25 protein-coding genes are annotated in these 16240 nt (G+C 63.0%); 24 read left to right on the forward strand and 1 reads right to left on the reverse strand.

Translation table 11 applies throughout. The features are described 5' to 3' along the window. Positions 1-270 precede the first annotated feature (270 nt). From ACWGUG_RS12390 to ACWGUG_RS12460, 15 genes are all read left to right on the forward strand, one after another. A complete protein-coding gene (locus tag ACWGUG_RS12390) occupies positions 271-615 on the forward strand; it encodes an HNH endonuclease (RefSeq protein ID WP_452324845.1) in 345 nt (114 codons plus the stop codon). A 1233-nt stretch (positions 616-1848) separates the two neighbouring features. Beyond that, positions 1849-2121 (forward strand): hypothetical protein, encoded by a 273-nt coding sequence (locus tag ACWGUG_RS12395; RefSeq protein ID WP_452324846.1) that lies wholly within the window; start codon positions 1849-1851, stop codon positions 2119-2121. A 91-nt stretch (positions 2122-2212) separates the two neighbouring features. Continuing rightward, positions 2213-2356 carry a hypothetical protein gene (locus ACWGUG_RS12400; protein ID WP_452324847.1) on the forward strand — a complete coding sequence of 48 codons (144 nt, stop codon included), beginning with the start codon at positions 2213-2215 and terminating at the stop codon, positions 2354-2356. Positions 2357-2629: 273 nt separating this feature from the next. Beyond that, complete coding sequence (locus tag ACWGUG_RS12405; RefSeq protein WP_452324848.1) at positions 2630-3352, forward strand: hypothetical protein; 723 nt, start codon at positions 2630-2632, stop codon at positions 3350-3352. 136 nt (positions 3353-3488) lie between these two features. Continuing rightward, positions 3489-3707: a hypothetical protein gene (locus ACWGUG_RS12410; RefSeq protein WP_452324849.1), complete on the forward strand. Its 219-nt coding sequence runs from the start codon at positions 3489-3491 to the stop codon at positions 3705-3707. Continuing rightward, on the forward strand, positions 3697-4119 hold the full coding sequence (locus ACWGUG_RS12415; protein WP_452324850.1) for a hypothetical protein: 423 nt from the start codon (positions 3697-3699) through the stop codon (positions 4117-4119). Before ACWGUG_RS12410 ends, ACWGUG_RS12415 begins: the two co-directional genes overlap by 11 nt. Then, positions 4119-4577: a single-stranded DNA-binding protein gene (locus ACWGUG_RS12420; RefSeq protein ID WP_452324851.1), complete on the forward strand. Its 459-nt coding sequence runs from the start codon at positions 4119-4121 to the stop codon at positions 4575-4577. Before ACWGUG_RS12415 ends, ACWGUG_RS12420 begins: the two co-directional genes overlap by 1 nt. Positions 4578-4587: 10 nt before the next feature. Beyond that, positions 4588-4743 (forward strand): hypothetical protein, encoded by a 156-nt coding sequence (locus tag ACWGUG_RS12425; protein ID WP_452324852.1) that lies wholly within the window; start codon positions 4588-4590, stop codon positions 4741-4743. Positions 4744-5338: 595 nt separating this feature from the next. Continuing rightward, positions 5339-5809, forward strand: a complete 471-nt coding sequence (locus ACWGUG_RS12430; protein ID WP_452324853.1) for a hypothetical protein — start codon at positions 5339-5341, stop codon at positions 5807-5809. Continuing rightward, on the forward strand, positions 5802-6434 hold the full coding sequence (locus tag ACWGUG_RS12435) for a DUF7341 domain-containing protein (RefSeq protein WP_452324854.1): 633 nt from the start codon (positions 5802-5804) through the stop codon (positions 6432-6434). Before ACWGUG_RS12430 ends, ACWGUG_RS12435 begins: the two co-directional genes overlap by 8 nt. Before the next feature lie 83 nt (positions 6435-6517). Beyond that, positions 6518-6721: a hypothetical protein gene (locus ACWGUG_RS12440; RefSeq protein ID WP_452324855.1), complete on the forward strand. Its 204-nt coding sequence runs from the start codon at positions 6518-6520 to the stop codon at positions 6719-6721. Next, positions 6718-6978, forward strand: a complete 261-nt coding sequence (locus tag ACWGUG_RS12445; RefSeq protein ID WP_452324856.1) for a hypothetical protein — start codon at positions 6718-6720, stop codon at positions 6976-6978. Before ACWGUG_RS12440 ends, ACWGUG_RS12445 begins: the two co-directional genes overlap by 4 nt. A 391-nt stretch (positions 6979-7369) precedes the next feature. After that, entirely contained in the window at positions 7370-7543 is a 174-nt protein-coding gene (locus tag ACWGUG_RS12450) for a hypothetical protein (RefSeq protein WP_452324857.1), read from the forward strand. Beyond that, complete coding sequence (locus tag ACWGUG_RS12455; protein WP_452324858.1) at positions 7540-8367, forward strand: hypothetical protein; 828 nt, start codon at positions 7540-7542, stop codon at positions 8365-8367. Before ACWGUG_RS12450 ends, ACWGUG_RS12455 begins: the two co-directional genes overlap by 4 nt. Positions 8368-8376: 9 nt before the next feature. Continuing rightward, on the forward strand, positions 8377-8874 hold the full coding sequence (locus ACWGUG_RS12460) for an HNH endonuclease (RefSeq protein WP_452324859.1): 498 nt from the start codon (positions 8377-8379) through the stop codon (positions 8872-8874). Between the two features lie 245 nt (positions 8875-9119). On the opposite strand, the gene ACWGUG_RS12465 is transcribed toward ACWGUG_RS12460, so the two are convergent. After that, a complete protein-coding gene (locus tag ACWGUG_RS12465) occupies positions 9120-9380 on the reverse strand; it encodes a hypothetical protein (RefSeq protein WP_452324860.1) in 261 nt (86 codons plus the stop codon). 56 nt (positions 9381-9436) lie between these two features. Between ACWGUG_RS12465 and ACWGUG_RS12470 the strand changes: the two genes are divergently transcribed. The 9 genes from ACWGUG_RS12470 to ACWGUG_RS12510 all read left to right on the forward strand — a co-directional run bounded on the left by ACWGUG_RS12470 (position 9437) and on the right by ACWGUG_RS12510 (position 16239). Beyond that, on the forward strand, positions 9437-9619 hold the full coding sequence (locus tag ACWGUG_RS12470; protein WP_452324861.1) for a DUF7455 domain-containing protein: 183 nt from the start codon (positions 9437-9439) through the stop codon (positions 9617-9619). Next, positions 9619-9798: a hypothetical protein gene (locus tag ACWGUG_RS12475; protein WP_452324862.1), complete on the forward strand. Its 180-nt coding sequence runs from the start codon at positions 9619-9621 to the stop codon at positions 9796-9798. The genes ACWGUG_RS12470 and ACWGUG_RS12475 overlap by 1 nt, the downstream gene beginning before the upstream one ends. Then, positions 9798-9923 carry a hypothetical protein gene (locus tag ACWGUG_RS12480; RefSeq protein ID WP_452324863.1) on the forward strand — a complete coding sequence of 42 codons (126 nt, stop codon included), beginning with the start codon at positions 9798-9800 and terminating at the stop codon, positions 9921-9923. Before ACWGUG_RS12475 ends, ACWGUG_RS12480 begins: the two co-directional genes overlap by 1 nt. A 203-nt stretch (positions 9924-10126) precedes the next feature. Continuing rightward, on the forward strand, positions 10127-10375 hold the full coding sequence (locus ACWGUG_RS12485) for a hypothetical protein (RefSeq protein ID WP_452324864.1): 249 nt from the start codon (positions 10127-10129) through the stop codon (positions 10373-10375). Positions 10376-11041: 666 nt separating this feature from the next. After that, entirely contained in the window at positions 11042-11413 is a 372-nt protein-coding gene (locus ACWGUG_RS12490) for a hypothetical protein (RefSeq protein WP_452324865.1), read from the forward strand. Then, the gene (locus ACWGUG_RS12495; RefSeq protein ID WP_452324866.1) at positions 11400-13046 is read left to right on the forward strand and encodes a hypothetical protein; all 1647 of its coding nucleotides are present in this window, start codon (positions 11400-11402) and stop codon (positions 13044-13046) included. Before ACWGUG_RS12490 ends, ACWGUG_RS12495 begins: the two co-directional genes overlap by 14 nt. Before the next feature lie 15 nt (positions 13047-13061). Next, positions 13062-14519 carry a phage portal protein gene (locus ACWGUG_RS12500; RefSeq protein WP_452324867.1) on the forward strand — a complete coding sequence of 486 codons (1458 nt, stop codon included), beginning with the start codon at positions 13062-13064 and terminating at the stop codon, positions 14517-14519. Between the two features lie 100 nt (positions 14520-14619). Then, positions 14620-15531, forward strand: a complete 912-nt coding sequence (locus ACWGUG_RS12505; protein ID WP_452324868.1) for a hypothetical protein — start codon at positions 14620-14622, stop codon at positions 15529-15531. A 96-nt stretch (positions 15532-15627) separates the two neighbouring features. Further along, complete coding sequence (locus ACWGUG_RS12510; RefSeq protein ID WP_452324869.1) at positions 15628-16239, forward strand: hypothetical protein; 612 nt, start codon at positions 15628-15630, stop codon at positions 16237-16239. Position 16240: the final 1 nt, after the last annotated feature.

The raw sequence follows: 16240 nt of genomic DNA on the forward strand, positions 1-16240 counted from the left end.
TGCGGAACCCACGGAGACGACGATGACGACGACGACGAGTGAAGACCTAGACCTCCTCATCCTCAACGGGGACGGGCCAGCGTGCGAGTTCCGACACGGCGCCACCCTCCCCTGCACCGAGGAAGTCACCCACCGGGTTGTTGCGTGCAGACAGGAGGGGAACGTGTGTGCTGCAGCGGCGGAGTTGACCCGGTATCGGATGGAGAACGGGTCGACGTGTTCCGGGTGCCACCAACCCGCCTGCGACTGCTGGTACCTGAGGCCCATCTGATGGGCCGTGCCACCCCGATCCCCACGAAAACCCGCCGCCTCGTTGAAGAACGAAGCGGTTTCTTATGTGAGGGGTGCGGTGAGCGGGAAGCGACCGAACTGCACCACCGCAAATACCGGTCCCGTGGTGGTGGGCATGAGGTGTCGAACCTCATCCACCTGTGCGGGTGGGGAAACCACACCGGCTGTCACGGGACCGCGCACTCAGCTGAAGGGCACGAGCTCGGATGGTCCGTGAACTCGTGGTCGGACCCCGCGTTGACGCCCGTGCTGTGGCGCGGGGGCATGGCATGGCTTACACCGGACGGGCGCGTAGAACCCGCCGGCTTCGAGCCCAGTTTCTAGGAGGACGTTATGTCTTCAGAGTCATATTCGCGGTCGGGGGAGATGGCGTTGCTCAGCGTCGTCGAATCCCAACTCCGCTCCGAACACGGCCCGATCTTTAAGAACGCTGTACGTGTCGCTTACACCCGTTTCGGGCTCGAGGTTGACCGGATAGCGGAGATAGCCGGGTTGCCGGTGTTCACCGTGCAGCGAGCGTTGCTGGGTGATGCCGCACAACGCACCAACGACGACTAGGAGTGGGCTAGATGCCGCAAAAGACGAGCGATCACGAGCGGAAAAGCACTTTCGTGTACCTGGTTCACTGGCCCGACCTCGGCATCCTCAAGGTCGGGCGTTCCTTCGATGGCGCCCGGATAAGGCGGCATGAGCGTTCCGGTGCGAAGTTGATCCGAGTCGTCCGAGCTTCCGAATCGGTCGAGCGTGAATGGCGCGCGGAGGTTGCGTCCCGGTTCCCGCCAGCGTTTCGGACTTGGCAGGAGTCGGTGCCGGTGTTGGGGGCCGGCGGGATCGGCTATTCCGAGTGTTTCCGGCTCCCGGAGCTCGGGCTTCACTCATTTCTCAAAGAGGTTGGCTGGTAATGGCATCAGGGCGCATGCTCTCACCCGACTTCTGGACGGACGCGGCGATGATCGAATTGCCGATCCCGGTCCGGCTGTTTTACATCGGGACATGGAACTTCGCCTGCTCTGCGGGCCATCTCAAGGACGACCCGCTTCAGCTTCGCTTGCAGGTTCTCCCCGCAGACAACATCGACGGCGCTGACTTTGTGCAGCAGCTCGTCGACTCCGGGCGCATGGAGCGGTTCGTCTTGTTGGACGGATCGCGATGGCTGCTAATCCGGCGGATGGCCCGGTGGCAGAAACAAGACAAGCGGTTCCAGTCCAGATGCCCAGCGTGCCGAGAAGCGGAACACGACGAAACTCCCGGGAGAGTACGAGAGAACCCGCAATCCCCCCGACTCTCCGCGCAAGGGGGAGGGGGAGAGGGAAGGGGAAATAAGGGGGAGAGGGCTGACGCCCCCACCCCCTATTGCTCTGCTCATCCGAATGGGACGGAGCGTCCGTGTGGGCCGTGCAGGACGGCGCGTCTCGCGTTCGAGTCCGCACAGGTTGAGGCGAAGAAGAAGGCGACCACGCTCCCGGAGGTGCGGCGCCCGAAGACGTGCACGGTACACGCGGAATACCCGCTGCCATGCGACAGGTGCGCGGCAGACGCCACAGATAGGAGTGAATGATGGGCGAGCGCTGGTTGTTCGGTAGAAGGCTACGGGAGGCCGCGAAAGCGTGGCGCACCTACCGCGAGGTGGCCCAGCTCAGCGACGAGCGACCCCCTGTGCTGTTTGAGGCGGGTTTCAGTATGGGCGTGGCGGCGGCTCAGGAGGCTTTGGTGCGTAAATCGCTTGAGATTGAGGCCGACTTCCTCGATGACATCGGGGAGCACGATGAAGCTAAGGCGGTGCGGGCACGCATTCCGCTATGTGCCGAAGAATTGGAGGCAGGCAAGTGAGCGCGCGCATCAAATACAGGATCACCGTCCACGACGAGACCGGTGCGGCGGTCGTGGGGTTCAACGCATCGTCGAAATGGAGGGCGCTGCGGTGGCTGATCTTCGGTTCCTGATCGAGCGAGCTCGGGAGCGCGCCGACGTCCTCATGGAAGTGTGGGGAGATGACGCGGAGGTTCGTGACGACGCGCGCCTCATCCGCGACCTTGCGAACGCCCTCGATGCGCAGGCGACCTAGCAACCTCAAGCAATCCCGAAACGGCTCTCACCTAATGGTGGGGGCCGTTTCTCATACCCCTAACGGAGACCCACAATGACGAGTCCCCACACCTGCCCCCCCAACCACAAACACGGGACCACAGGAACCTGCTACCAGAAACACCGCTGCCGCTGCGACCACTGCAAAGCACACCGCGCGAAGCAGGAACGGGAACGCGAAGCAAGAGCACGCGCCGGCCAAACCCAACAATTCGTCAACGCGATCATTGTCGTCCCCCGAATCATGCAACTCATGCGTGAGGACTGGACCTACACCGACATCGAAACCGTGTCCGGTGTGTCCGTCCCCACCCTCGGACGCATCATGCGAGGCGTCACCAAACGGATCGAACGAGAAACGGCTGACGCGATCCTCGGCACCAACCCGAACATGCGGCACCGTGCCCCCGAACCCCGCAAGGTCGACGCGACCGGAACCACCCGCCGCATCCGCGCACTCGTCGCAGTCGGCTGGTCATTCTGGGCGATCTCCGCCAAAGCCGGACGCGCCACCACATGGGCGCGGAACGTCACCCACTCAACCGTCGTCACCACCACCACCCGGAACACCATCAACCGCATCTACGACGAACTGTGGAACACCCAACCACCCCAGACCACACCTGGGGAACGGCAGTCGTACCACCGGGCACGGCTCCTCGCGAAGAAGCACGGGTGGGCGTCACCGTTGGCGTGGGATGACGACACGATCGACGACCCCGGCGCGGAACCCGAACTCCCCACGGAGGAGGAACTGTGGGCTTCCGTCGTGGACTCGGCTATCGCGGGGGAACAGCCCGTACTCACCTATGAGCAGCGCGTCGAGGTCGTGACCGAGCTGAACAAGCGGCGCTGGTCCGCGGCGAGGATCGCAGAACACATCGGGTGTTCAACGAAGACGGTGGAACGCATCAGGAAGCGGCACGAACTGCCGATCTACCTCGTCACCCGGGACGTCTACCGGGATGTTGCGTGAATGGTCCTTTTCCGTGTCCGTCATGCCCCCTCGTGTTCACGGGTTCGGGGACTGTACACGGACAGCATGGGTGCCCTCCCGGGCTATGGGAACTACTCGAACACCTACAGGAACACGAAGCCGATGGGAGTGAGCAATGAGCGATCTGCGAACTGAGTTATACGACCCGCCTGAAAACCACTTGCGCATCGAAATCTCCATCGCGGAGATCCGGGCCGAGGACTACTCCGCATTCGACGAGGAACTGTGGGCGGTCATCCGCCGCTACTCGCAGTGGGGCTCGAGCATCAGCGTTGGCAAACCCCGCCAGCGGGGTCGCGTCGTCAGCGACGGGGAGCGCAGCGATGACTCGTAGTAGACGTACCGCACGCCAGGCCGGAACCAGCTTCGAAACATGGCTAGTCGAGTACTGGCGGGAAGCGTTCGGCACCCGCACCATCGAACGCCGCGCACGTAAAGGCATCCGCGACGAAGGAGACATTGCGGGACTCCACTGCCACGCCGGCCCCGTCGTCATCGAAGTCAAGAACGTCGCCCGCCTGAACCTTTCCGGGTGGGTAGACGAAGCGGAAGTGGAACGCGGGAACGCTGACGCAGCAATCGCCGCAGTCGTTCACAAACGTCGGGGTTATGGGCGCGGGTCAATGGGCGACCAGTACGTCACCCTCCGCCTCGAGGACTTCACCATCCTCCTCGGCGGGCAACCACACCCCCACTGCCCCTGCCCCATCGACCACGACGAAGACAACACAGGAGACGAGAACTAATGGCAGGCGAAACGATCATCACGGTAGTTGGGAATCTGACCGCGGACCCCGAACTGCGGTACACGCAGAACGGCCTACCCGTCGCGAACTTCACCATCGCATCCACCCCCCGCAACTTCGACAAGACCCGCAACGAGTACGTGGACGGGGACGCACTGTTCCTCCGCGCGTCGGTGTGGCGAGAGTTCGCAGAGCACGTCGCCGGGTCGCTGACGAAGGGTTCCCGCGTGATCGCGACGGGGCGGCTGAAGCAGCGGACCTACCAGGATCGTGAGGGCCAGTCGAAGACGGCTATCGAGCTTGAGGTTGACGAGATCGGCCCGTCGCTGCGCTACGCAACCGCTCAGGTGACCCGTGCGGCTGGCGGCGGGTACGCAGCGGCTCAGGTCGCACAGAACACCGCGCAGGACGACTCATGGTCGACCCCCGGCGCGTACGGCGACGACACCCCGTTCTAGGAGGGCAGTGATGGACACGGATGTGATGGCTCGTGAGCGGTGGGACGCGATGCTTGCCGCTGGGGAAGAGATCGATGAGGGGCCTACTGCGTGGGCGGCTTACAAGACCGGGTTTCGGCACGCAATCGAACAGTTGGGGGGGCGCGATGTCGTCGAAGAAGTATGACTACACGAAGCCGTCCAAGTTGGAACGCGCATGGCTTGACTACGTCCTCAACCCGGCACCGGAACCCCGCCCCCACGTGTGCGGGAAATGCCGCAACCCATACACCGGAGGGCGCGAGGACTGCCCGAACAACGCACGATGACATGCCCACCAACCCACAAGCACGGGCAGACACACACCTGCTACAACACGCATGGTTGCAGGTGCGCGTCATGCCGACACGCGAAAGCCTCTAAACGGCGCGGCTATGACCGCCGCACGCGCGTGATGACCGGCCGGGACGTGTATGTCCCAGCCGTTGGGACGGTGCGCCGGCTCCGCGCCCTCGCCACCCTCGGGTGGTCCACCTACGAGATCGCGCGCATCACCGGACTCCACTACCGACCGGTCGGGAAGATCCGCGAGGGCCGAACAAAGTGGGTGCGGCAATCCACGTGGCGGACCATCCGGGACCTCTACGACGGCACCCCGCCCACTCCGCGGGATGACCGCGAGGGTCGCATCACGCGCACTCTCGCGACGAAAAAGGGTTGGCCCGGAGTCTTCGCGTGGGACGACGCGGACGACCCGAAGGAACGACCGAAGGGAGCTTTGCATGTCTGACACGGTCCAGGACTTGAGGAGCAAGCTACGCGAGGCTCACAACGGGCTCGCAAAAGCACAGCAGGCCCAGAAACGTGCCGAGCAACTATCTGAGGTGGCGCGTGATCTCGGAGGGGGCCTACTTAGCTTCGGGGGATCAGGAAACCAAGCGGCTAGGCGGCGAGTTCAGGGAGCACAGGGCAGGGCGTTCCAGGCGCACGCGGAAGCTGAAGAACGCATCCGGTACTGGACGGGGCGGATCAGTTCGCTTGAGCGCCGCATTCAGGAAGCCGCCCGCATCCGCCTCACTGCGGATGACCTGAAGGGTGCCACCCACGTGCGCAGCGCGACCACATGGCACAAGGTTGTCCGCGTCAACGCGCAATCCGTGACAGTCGCTACCCCGTTTTCGTGGACGAGCCGCATCCCTATCGACCAGATCCGCGAGTTCCGCATCATCACGGAGGTGCCTTCTAGTGAGTAACGAATTGCTGGACGCAGTGGATGAGCTGACGAAACCGGTGGTGTTGCATCACACTGTCGCGGATTCCCGGTTCACGTGCATCGTGTACGACACCCCCCTGTTGGACCGGTTGCAGGAGGAGATCCGGTTCTCCCTCAGCCGTGAGGGGTCGAAGTCGCTTCCGAATCAACGCATCCCCTTGAACTCGGGTGCGTTGATGTTGTTTATGCGGATCAGTAGCCAGGTGGCGGACTGGGCGCACGGAGCCCGGGGGGTTGTGTATAAGGGTGACCCGTCGCGGACGCTTAGGGCGTGGTATGTGGCGTGGTCGCAGACGCAACGGGAACCGGGGGAGATCAACGCGCGGGTGAAGTTGCTGCACGGGTGGGCTGCGTCTATCCGTAGGGAACTGGAACCACCCCGGCAACGCGAGCTTCCCGACGCATGCCCGGCGTGCGGCGCCGACGAGTACTGGCGCGACGGTGAACGGCTACCGAAGCCGCTAGTCCTCGAGATCCCACGGAACCCGGACCTGTCCCTGATTGACGAGTCCACCGCTGCTTGTCGCGCGTGCGACAAGAGGTGGGGAGCAAGAGAACTCGCCTACGAACTCGAAACCACCAACCAAACCGAACGGAATAAATGATGAGCCGATTGGATCACCGCGGCGCCCCAGTGAGAACCGGACCACTAGTTCGCCCTCTGCCCAACCCGACCAAGGAGACAGAAATGCCCAACCCCACCGAACTTACCGAGAAGACGCGTATCTACGACTTCGGAACTCATTCCGTCACGCTCACTGATGTACGAGAACTCATCGTGAGCGCCAGCGGAAACCATCGCATCAGGACCGGTGATGGCAACCTCCACATCATCGCGCCGGGCTGGTTCGCAGTCCACATCGACGACGGCGGTAAGGGGTGGACGGTATGAGCGCTGAGCGCGCGGTCACGGCTCAGGCGAACGCTTTGGCCGCAGATGTCATGGCCCCCGCGGCGTACTCCCTCGCCGACCTTAGCCCCGCATTTCGGGACGACATCCGCGAAATGATCATCGAGGCAATCGAGAAGACACGCCGGGAAGTCGTCGACTGGCTCGAAGCGCACGACGGCGTCAACTGCGACACTCAGCGCCTATACCGCATGGCCCGCGAGCACTACGGCCTGACGAATCACGTGGACAACACTTAGGTATTGCGTAGACCGTTCGTTCGTGCTACCATTCGGCTAGGTCGATTTCGCGCGCAAAAAATCGGCCCCCTTTCCTCCCCACCGTCCTCCGGGCCTGGTGGGGATTTTCTTTGAAGCCTCCCGGCGCAGCGACGATCTCGCACGGTCGGTTCGAGGATGGCCCGCCCAGGAGCGGGCCGGCATACACAAACGCAGGCTTGTAAGCCGCGATCAGGGGCGCACACCCGCGCTGGCCTGCTATCGACCCGGAGCCGCCATGTGGCGTGGTCGGGCACCCTTCTCTTTCCGTCGCTTCCCCTGCGTCGGGGGAGCCCAGCACACGGGGGTAACCGTGGGACTCGAAGAACGACTCGCAACACCACCCAAAACCCGCCCCACTGGGAAATCCGTCATGGACGTGTGGGTTGACACCCGCCCCGAATCCCAGCAAGCCGCGATCCGCGCCGCCGCGATCAACCCCGAATGGGGACACGTCGCCCTCCTCGGAGAGCTGGTCGCTGAGGGTGCCCCCGAACTGTCCGACACCGCGTTCAGACAGTGGCGGAAAAAGGTGGGTCTCCCGTGAACCTTGAGCAACGGTTGGCGATCAGCCCGCGCGTGCGTAACCGTATCCTGATTCTCGACGTTGAGCGGGTGTCGGGGTTGACGGAGCAGGCGTGGTGGGAACGCCGCGACTTGCAGAAACGGTACATCCACCACGAGTCCGTCACCCGGGAGCCGCGCACGACGATCGTGTGTGCGAAGTGGTACGACTCGCCCGACGTCATCCGGTTCGCTGAATGGGACAAGGGCGGACGGGCGCGGTTCCTGAAGAACGTTCACGCGCTCATGGCATCCGCGGACATCATCGTGGGCCACAACCTCGACAACGCGGACATCCCGTGGCTTGAAGGAGACCTGTACTTCCCCCGCATCGGACACCGGCACGTCCCAAACCTTCCCCCGCTGCCCCCGTTCAAAACCGTGGACACGTTGAAGGTTGCGCGCCGGTTCAAGTCCGGCGTGGCGTTCAAGTCCCTCAACGCGCTCTGCGAAATCCTCGGCATCCCCGCGAAAACGGACGTTTACGACCGTGCCGCAATGGACCGGGCCGTCGCAGGGTCGGTTGAGGACCGGGAACGACTCACCGAATACTGCGCCGGGGACGTGATCGCCACACAGGGGTTGTACGACTGGCTGCGACCCCACATCAAGAACCACCCCGCGCTGTTCGTTGACGGTGAGGACAAGCTCACTGTGTGCAACCGGTGTGGTGGGGAAACCGAGCTCACCGCGAAGCGCTACGTCGCTTCAGTGCTGTCCTACTCGATGCGTAAGTGCCTTACTTGTGGAGGTTACTCGCGTATCTCGATCGAGCCGGAACGGATGTCTATCGTCCGTGGCGTCTAGGAGTGCAGTTTGGACGAGGAGCGATCCGCCGAGGCGCGCGCCCGGAAAGCGGCCTACGACCGCGAGTACTACCTGAAGAACAAGGAACGCCGGGCCGCGCAGAAGCGGGCTCACTATCTCAACAACCTCGATAAGTACCGCGAATACTCGGTACGTAACCGAGAGTCGCAACTGCGCCGTAACGCCGAGCGCCGCAAGGCCAACCCCGAAGAGCACCGGGAGCAGCAGAGCCGTCGTCGAGCGGCCATGTACGGAGCCGGCAGCTACCGAGTGTCCAACGCAGCCCTTGAGCGAGAGCGCAGACGCTCGCGGAATGTTTGCCAGTACTGCCACGAGCAGCAGGGCGAGCATTGGGACCACCGCGTTCCACTAATCCGCGGTGGGGCGCATGGGATAGGCAACCTGACCCTGGCTTGCGGATTCTGCAATCACCAGAAGCACGCCAAGACCGTCATGGAGTGGCGGCTGTGGCGTCGGCGGGCGGGCCTTCCCGACCTCCACCTCTGATCTTCCATCCGCCAAACCCCCGGCACAGAACACTACGGGCCTCGAGCCTGACCCTTTGGAACGCGGGGACGAGGGCGGCGGATCGGACTTACTTTATCTGGGTATACACCTCCCGTATACCCAGATAAAGGAACCCACTTCACATCTACCGCGAATGGCGGTGCGTCATGGACAACTGCGACCACGGGTCATACGCGGTCCTGATGTTCGGGGAACGCGAATGCCTCACCTGTGGGCACATCGAACTACCGGGTTCGGGTGTCCCACTCCTTCACGACAGTGGACACGCGCACATTCGGACTCAACGCTCGCTCGAGTAGGGCACGTTCAGTGTCATCCCCGCACCACGACAGGAGACCCATCTTGGCGTCGTCGCCGTACCGTTGCACTTGTCGGCGTGCGGCACGGATGGCCCGGTCGACTTGTTCGGGTGTGGTGCCCCACGTGGCGCGACGTTCGGGTGTCGTGACGATGAAGGCGACCTTGTCGGCGTACATCTTGGACATGCGCTAACCCTACCAAACTGGTGGGTTTAGCGTCAATCACCGAATGGCGGTGCGTCATGGATGACGGATTCGTTGCCTGCGACCAATGCGGACCCAACGTCCGCGCCTACGTCTACGTCACCCTCATAAACGGCGCCGAACTCACATACTGCGGGTCGCACGGTAAACAACACCGTAACGCGCTCGAAGCCGCAGGTGCCACGGTCGACGACTTCACCGACTACGTCGGGTACGTGTGATGTGGCGCCTCATCGTCGGGGCGTTCCTCACCTGCATCCTCGCCGCGTTCGTCATCTGCTGGCTCGCTATCGCAGCACCCGGGTTCCTCCCGTTGCTGTTGTTGTTGCCGGTGTTCCACGCTACGGCGTTGCCGTCGTGGGAAGACGAACTCAAAGCCTGGCTGAAAGAAGGACTCTGATGTGCTGCTGCAACTGCAACAAGGCCCAGACGTTCACGATCACCGTGCACGCCCCGGAAGGTCTCGACGAAGAGACGATCGCTCGGATCGCGGCGGAGCGCGCCGGCTCACTGTGGCGGGACTGAGGCGGCATGGGTTCCAGGGCTGAGGATCTGACCGAGTCGCAGGCAAGCCCACAGGCTGAAACCCATGCGGGTTTAGCTTGTACCGCAACCCTCGTACTCGATTACGACTCCCTTGACTGTTACCTGCCCGATGGTCACGCCGGCCCCCACAAAGGACGCGGTGAGGGTGGCGGTTTCTGGTGGCAGTACGAAAGGCCCACTCGATGACGTCTGACACTCTCCGCGCCATCGACGAAGCCATCCAAGCGCACATCGCCACCCACTACGAAGGCGCACTCGTGGACAGCTGGATCGTAGTCACACACAGCCAGACGATCGCGGCACATGACGTGTCCAACTATCGGATCGTCACCCACGACACCCAGCCATATCACGTCGATGCGGGACTGCTCGCCACGGGCAAGAAGATCATCGACGACTCGTGGGACGACTCCTTCGACGACGAAGACTAACCCCCCTCTCTCTGATCCCTTTCGACCCCGTGAGGTGCACATGCGTGTGTGCTCCGTCCACGGCTGCGGAGAACTCTACCCAGCCAACGAAGGCAGCAAGTGCCCACAGCACAGGAAAGCAGCCATGAGGCAGAGGGACACCACGCGGGAGCGGTACACCAACACCCGACCTCACAAGAACTTCCGTGCACAGGTGCTGGCGCGCGACCCCATCTGCGTCCTATGCGACCTCGCCCCATCAGTCATAGCGGATCACTACCCGCTCGGACGCGACGAGCTCATCGCTCGCAGCCTCAACCCCAACGACCCAGCCGCAGGGCGCGGACTGTGCAAGCGATGCGACTCGCGTCAGACAGCACACCGTCAACCCGGAGGCTGGAACGCCGAACAGATGTACTAAGGCGCGCAAAGAAGGGTGGGGGAGGGGCCTCAAGGCGGCATCTCCAAAGGCCCGCCGGGGAGGGCGAAAAAGCCCGTGGCAGGTTCAAACCTCGCCTGAGCGCCCCTTTTCGTAGGGGTGTTCGATTGTTCCGTGGTCGCGTGATGCGGCCGAGCGTGATGCTTAGGACGTGATTCTGCATGACTTCTGGTGGTGCTCGTGCCCGTAGTGGCCCGCCTGCTGATCCGAACGCTTTGCGGCGGGATCGGAAGGATGACAAGGAGTGGGTGACTCTTCCTGCGGAGGGGTTCACTGGTGTGGTGCCGGCGTTTCCGCTGGTGGATGCGCTTGAGGCTGAGGTTGAGTTGTGGGCGTCGCTGTGGGAGAAGCCGCAGGCGTTCATGTGGTCTCAGTTGGGTCTTGAGATGCAGGTTGCGACGTATGTCCGCAACTTCTTGAAGGCGACTGCGCATGATGCCGCGGTGGGTTGGATGACTCCGGTGCTGCGGCAGGAGGCCGAGCTGGGGTTGTCGACCGTTGGCATGGGGCAGTTGCGGTGGAAGATCGCGTCGGATGAGCTCGCTGAGCGGCGTGAGGATGCGCCGCAGCGGTCGTCGTCGATGAAGAACCGGTTGAAGGCCGTCAATGGAGGCGACTGACACTTTGGGTGTCGTTGCGGCGTGGATTGAGGCTCACTGTGTCATCCCGGATGGTGATGATGTGGGGCGCCCGTTCATGTTGGGCGACGAGCAGTTCGCTTTCGTGGTGAACCATTACCGGATTCGTGCCGACGTTGATCGGCGCAAGATTGTGAAGCCGGTTGACGCGTTCGTGTATCGGCGGTCGCAGCTGGTCCGCGCTCAGAAGTGGGGTAAGTCTCCGCTGGTGGCGGGGTTCGTGTGCGCTGAGGGTGTTGGCCCTACGGTGTTCGACCGTCGCGCTGAGGGTGGCGAGGTTTACGACTGCCGGAACTTCGGTTGCGGGTGCGGGTGGGGTACGTCGCGGGGCGTGTTCGAGGAGTACGTGTACGAGCCGGGTGAGCCTATGGGGCGCCCGTGGGCTACACCGCTGATTCAGATCACGGCGACGACTGAGGATCAGACGGCGAACACGTATGACGCGTTGCGGCCGATGATTGACAAGGGTCCGCTGGCTGATCTGATTCCGAAGACGGGTGAGGAGTTCATCCGCCTGCCCGGTGGCGGCCGGATCGACGCTGTGACGTCGAAGGCGACCTCGAGGCTGGGTCAGCGCATCACTTTCACGGCTCAGGATGAGACCGGGTTGTGGTTGGAGTCGAACGGCGGGTGGAAGCTCGCGAAGACTCAGCGGCGTGGTCTGGCGGGTATGGGTGGTCGTTCGATTGAGACGACAAACTCGTGGAACCCGGCTGAGAATTCGACGGCGCAGCAGACGTTTGAGTCGAAGGCGAAGGACATCAATAAGGACTTCCAGCAGCCGCCGGCTGACCTGGACTTCCGCAAGAAGGCCGATCGTCGCCGGATCTTCGAGTTCAACTATCGTGCGGCGCCGTGGGTGTCGATCAATGCGATTGAGGCTGAGGCTGCGGAGCTGATTGAGACGGACCCGGCTGACGCGGAGCGGTTCTTCGGTAACCGTGTCGTGTCGGGTTCGGGTTCGTGGTTTGACATGCCGAAGTGGGATGCGAAGAAGGCTCCCGTGGAGGTGAAGCCGCGGACGCGGGTGTGTCTGGGATTCGACGGGTCGGACAATAACGACTTCACCGGTATCCGGTTGGAGACGTTGGATCAGTACCAGTTCACCCCGACGTATGGGGATTCTGGGCGGCTGACGTTGTGGGAGCCGGGGGACTTCAACGGGCGTATCCCGAAGTCTGAGGTGAACGCGGCGGTTGATGAGCTCGCTAACCGGTTCGAGATTGTGCGGGCGTACTGCGACGTCATGTTCTGGGAGTCGGAGATTGACCAGTGGGCGGCGTCTTACGGCGAGAAGGTGTTCATTGGGTGGCGCACTAACCGTGTGACGCAGATGCACGCCGCGCTCGAGCGGTTCCGCGGTGACGTGTACAACCCGGATTCCCCGTTCAGGCATGACGGTGACCCGGCGACGACCACGCATGTTCGTAATGCGATTGTGCGGTCTCGTGCGTTGAATCCGCTCACGAAGGAGCGGCAGTACATCCTCGGGAAGCCCGAGGAGCATCAGAAGTTCGACTATGCGATGTCGTCGGTTCTCGCGCATGAAGCGGTCATGGATGCGATCGCGGATGGTGCCCTGGCTGCGAAGCCGGACAACTTCATTTACTACTGAGCCTTTGGAGGGCGCATGGACGCGGATGCGGCCCGGAAACTGACTCAGCGGATCTACACCCGCCTGAACAACCGTCGCCCTGACATTGAGCGGGCGGAGAACTACTACGAGGGCGATCAGCCGTTGAACTTCGCCACTGAAGAGTGGAAGAAGGCCAACGCGTCCCGGTATGCGGACTTCTCCGACAACTGGTGTGGCACGGTCGTGAACGCTGAGGCGGAGCGCCTGAAGCCCATCGGTGTCACAAACATGGCGAAGTCGGCGGCGTCGAAGCTGTGGGACGCGTTGCAGATGAACGAGTTCGATGCTCAGTTCTCGCAGGGTGCGGTGACGGCGCTGACCGCTAAGCGGTGTTTCGTGATCGTGTGGGGCGACTCTGACGGGGAGCCGATCGTCACGTTTGAGCACCCCTCGAGCGTGGAGATTGAGTACGACTGGGAGAACCCGCGTCTGCGGACGGCTGCGTTGAAGACGTGGGTTGACGAGGACGACGAGTACGCGACCCTGTACACCGCTGATGAAGTGTACAAGTGGAAGCGTTCGCGCACGACGCCCGCTGTCGACCTGGATTCGATGTCGGAGCAGCAGCGGCAGGAGTACGCGGCGTCTGGTGGGTGGGAGCCGCGTGAGGGCACCAAGGATGAGGAGTGGCCCATCCGCAACCCGCTCGGCGTGGTGCCGGTGGTGGAGATCCAGAACCGTCCGACGCTGAAGGGCGACCCGCTGTCGGAGATTCAGGGTGTCATGCCGATGCAGGACGCCATCAATCTCCTGTGGGCGTACCTGTTCCTTGCCGCGGATTACGCGTCGATGGACGCGCGTGTGATTCTCGGGGCTGAGCCGCCGAAGATGCCGGTTCTCGACAAGGACGGGAACCTTCTCGGCACCCGTCCCGTTGAGATGAAGGATCTTCGCGAGAAGCGACTGCTCACAATCACGGGCGAGCACTCCCGGATCGACGCGTGGGAGGCGGCGAAGCTCGATATCTTCACGGACACGATCGAGATTGCGGTTGGGCACATTGCGGCGCAGACTCGCACACCCCCGCACTACCTTGTCGCGAACAAGGGGATCTCGAACCTGTCGGGTGATGCGCTGAAGTCGGCTGAGATCGGATTGAACAAGAAGGCCGGCGAGTTCATCACGTTCACTGACCCGCAGTTGCGGGAGGTGCTGCGTCTCGTGGCGCTGGTGAAGGGCGACACGAAGACGGCGCAGGCTACCCGCCTGGCGAAGATCGTTTGGGAGTCGCCTGAGATCCGGTCGGAGGCGCAGCTCGCGGATGCTCTGCTGAAGAAGTCGCAGATGGGCTACCCGTTCGAGTACCTGCTGGAACTGGACGGGCGGTCGCCTGCGGAGATTCGCCGGATTATGAAGTTGCGTCAGAAGGAACTTGACGAGGCTCTGGGCGCTGGTGCTCAGATGGCGGTTCAGGGGGCCATCGATGACGGCTCTGACGAGACTGGCGAGTGAACGGCAGGCGCGACTTGTAGCGACGTCTGAGGGGGCGTCGCGGTTGGTTCTGCGGTTGTTCAACCGGACCCGTGGCGGTGACCTTGACCAGGGTTGGGATGTGATCGCCCCGCAGGTTGAGCGGGTTGTGTCGTTGGCGCAGATTGCGGCGGCTCGTCAGGCTTCGGCGTATGTGCGGGAGGCTGGCGGGCTGCTGGGCGCCGACATGGAGCCGGCGGCTCTGGTGCCGGAAGCGTTCGGTGGTGCGACCCGTGAGGGGCGCAGTATCGGCCCGGAACTGTATGCGGCGGTGACGACCACGAAGACGCTTATCGGGCGTGGTGTGGGTGTTGGGCAGGCGTTCCGTACTGGTGCGGCGTTCATGTCCGTTATGGCGTCCACGTTGGTGCGGGATGCTGGGCGGGCCGCTGACGGCACGTTGAGTGTGGGCAGGGGTGCCCGGTATTCGGTGCGTGTGATCCAGCCGGGGGCGTGCTCGAGGTGCGCGATCCTCGCGGGGGTGAAGGGTTACCGGGCTGATTTTGACCGGCACCCTGGGTGTAAGTGCACGTCGATGTGGCTGTTCGATGACGAGGTGCCTGACGGGTTCCACCGGGACACGGGCGACTATTTCGAGTCGCTGACACTTGCGGAGCAGGAGCGGGTGTTCACGAAGGCTGGTGCTGAGGCGATCCGGCTGGGTGCTGACCCCGTGAAGGTCGTCAACGCGCGTCGCGGCATGTTCACCTACGCGAAGAAGCACCCGGACGGGACGTTCGCGCCGGCACGGTTGCGGCCCATCCAGATCGGCACCTCAAAGGACGGCAAACCGTTGATGGTGTACGCCACGCAGGAGGGCACAACGTCGCGTGGTGTGTGGGGACGCTCACAAGTGTTGAACGCGAACCGCGCCGGCAATGACCGGTACCGCCGCACCTCCACCCTCCGGTTGATGCCTGAGCAGATCATGTCGATGTCTTCGACCCCGGAGCGTGCCCGCGAACTGTTGCAGCGGTACGGCTACCTGTACTGAGTTTCCCGCGTGAAGCGGTGAATCACCCCGCATGGGGTGTCTAGGCGACCTGTGACGGGTCGCCTTTTTCTATCCCATCCGAGGAGTGATTCCAACATGACCGATGCCGAGACCGTTGAGACGACGGAAGCGGAAATCACTGAGACCGAAGAGGTTGCTGAGACCACTGATGAGGTGGTTGACGAGGACCCTACTGCCGGTCTGAAGAAGGCTCTGGCTGCGGAGCGTAAGGCACGCCGGGACGCGGAGAAGAAGGCCCGCGATCTTGAGGCTGCACGTGCGGACGCGAGCAAGGAGCCGGCTGAGCAGGCACTCGAGCAGGCGAAGCGTGAGGCACGTGAGGAAGCGCAGAACGCTTTCAACGATCGCATCAAGCGCGCCGAACTGAAGGCCGCACTTGCGGGCAAGGTCAATGACCCGGCGCTCGCACTCAAGGTGATCGACACGTCAGAGATTGACATCGACGCCAACGGAGAGGTTGACGCGCAATCCGTGACGGACGCGATCGAAGCCGCTATCGCCCAGTACCCCGTGCTGCGTTCCGCCGACGTGAAGAAGTTCACCGGCACCGCGGACCAGGGGACGAAGGGTAAGGCGGCGCAGCCTCCCCAGCTCACTCGCGAACAACTCAAGTCCCTGTCGCCTGAACAGATTCTCGAGGCCGAGGCCAAGGGCCAGCTTTCGAGTCTCCTGGGCGGCAAGGCGTAAT

The organism is Microbacterium sp. NPDC055455 (assembly GCF_053619935.1).

What these genes read in the sequence shown, in the direction of transcription:
- ACWGUG_RS12420 (WP_452324851.1), top strand. Translation starts at nt 4,119, where the DNA reads ATGGCAGGCGAAACGATCATCACGGTAGTTGGGAATCTGACCGCGGAC.
- ACWGUG_RS12480 (WP_452324863.1), top strand. Translation starts at nt 9,798, where the DNA reads ATGTGCTGCTGCAACTGCAACAAGGCCCAGACGTTCACGATCACCGTG.
- ACWGUG_RS12510 (WP_452324869.1), top strand. Translation starts at nt 15,628, where the DNA reads ATGACCGATGCCGAGACCGTTGAGACGACGGAAGCGGAAATCACTGAG.
- ACWGUG_RS12445 (WP_452324856.1), top strand. Translation starts at nt 6,718, where the DNA reads ATGAGCGCTGAGCGCGCGGTCACGGCTCAGGCGAACGCTTTGGCCGCA.
- ACWGUG_RS12395 (WP_452324846.1), top strand. Translation starts at nt 1,849, where the DNA reads ATGGGCGAGCGCTGGTTGTTCGGTAGAAGGCTACGGGAGGCCGCGAAA.
- ACWGUG_RS12495 (WP_452324866.1), top strand. Translation starts at nt 11,400, where the DNA reads ATGGAGGCGACTGACACTTTGGGTGTCGTTGCGGCGTGGATTGAGGCT.
- ACWGUG_RS12410 (WP_452324849.1), top strand. Translation starts at nt 3,489, where the DNA reads ATGAGCGATCTGCGAACTGAGTTATACGACCCGCCTGAAAACCACTTG.
- ACWGUG_RS12390 (WP_452324845.1), top strand. Translation starts at nt 271, where the DNA reads ATGGGCCGTGCCACCCCGATCCCCACGAAAACCCGCCGCCTCGTTGAA.
- ACWGUG_RS12425 (WP_452324852.1), top strand. Translation starts at nt 4,588, where the DNA reads ATGGACACGGATGTGATGGCTCGTGAGCGGTGGGACGCGATGCTTGCC.
- ACWGUG_RS12405 (WP_452324848.1), top strand. Translation starts at nt 2,630, where the DNA reads ATGCGTGAGGACTGGACCTACACCGACATCGAAACCGTGTCCGGTGTG.
- ACWGUG_RS12500 (WP_452324867.1), top strand. Translation starts at nt 13,062, where the DNA reads ATGGACGCGGATGCGGCCCGGAAACTGACTCAGCGGATCTACACCCGC.
- ACWGUG_RS12470 (WP_452324861.1), top strand. Translation starts at nt 9,437, where the DNA reads ATGGATGACGGATTCGTTGCCTGCGACCAATGCGGACCCAACGTCCGC.
- ACWGUG_RS12475 (WP_452324862.1), top strand. Translation starts at nt 9,619, where the DNA reads ATGTGGCGCCTCATCGTCGGGGCGTTCCTCACCTGCATCCTCGCCGCG.
- ACWGUG_RS12415 (WP_452324850.1), top strand. Translation starts at nt 3,697, where the DNA reads ATGACTCGTAGTAGACGTACCGCACGCCAGGCCGGAACCAGCTTCGAA.
- ACWGUG_RS12440 (WP_452324855.1), top strand. Translation starts at nt 6,518, where the DNA reads ATGCCCAACCCCACCGAACTTACCGAGAAGACGCGTATCTACGACTTC.
- ACWGUG_RS12465 (WP_452324860.1), bottom strand. Translation starts at nt 9,380, where the DNA reads ATGTCCAAGATGTACGCCGACAAGGTCGCCTTCATCGTCACGACACCC.
- ACWGUG_RS12430 (WP_452324853.1), top strand. Translation starts at nt 5,339, where the DNA reads ATGTCTGACACGGTCCAGGACTTGAGGAGCAAGCTACGCGAGGCTCAC.
- ACWGUG_RS12485 (WP_452324864.1), top strand. Translation starts at nt 10,127, where the DNA reads ATGACGTCTGACACTCTCCGCGCCATCGACGAAGCCATCCAAGCGCAC.
- ACWGUG_RS12450 (WP_452324857.1), top strand. Translation starts at nt 7,370, where the DNA reads ATGGACGTGTGGGTTGACACCCGCCCCGAATCCCAGCAAGCCGCGATC.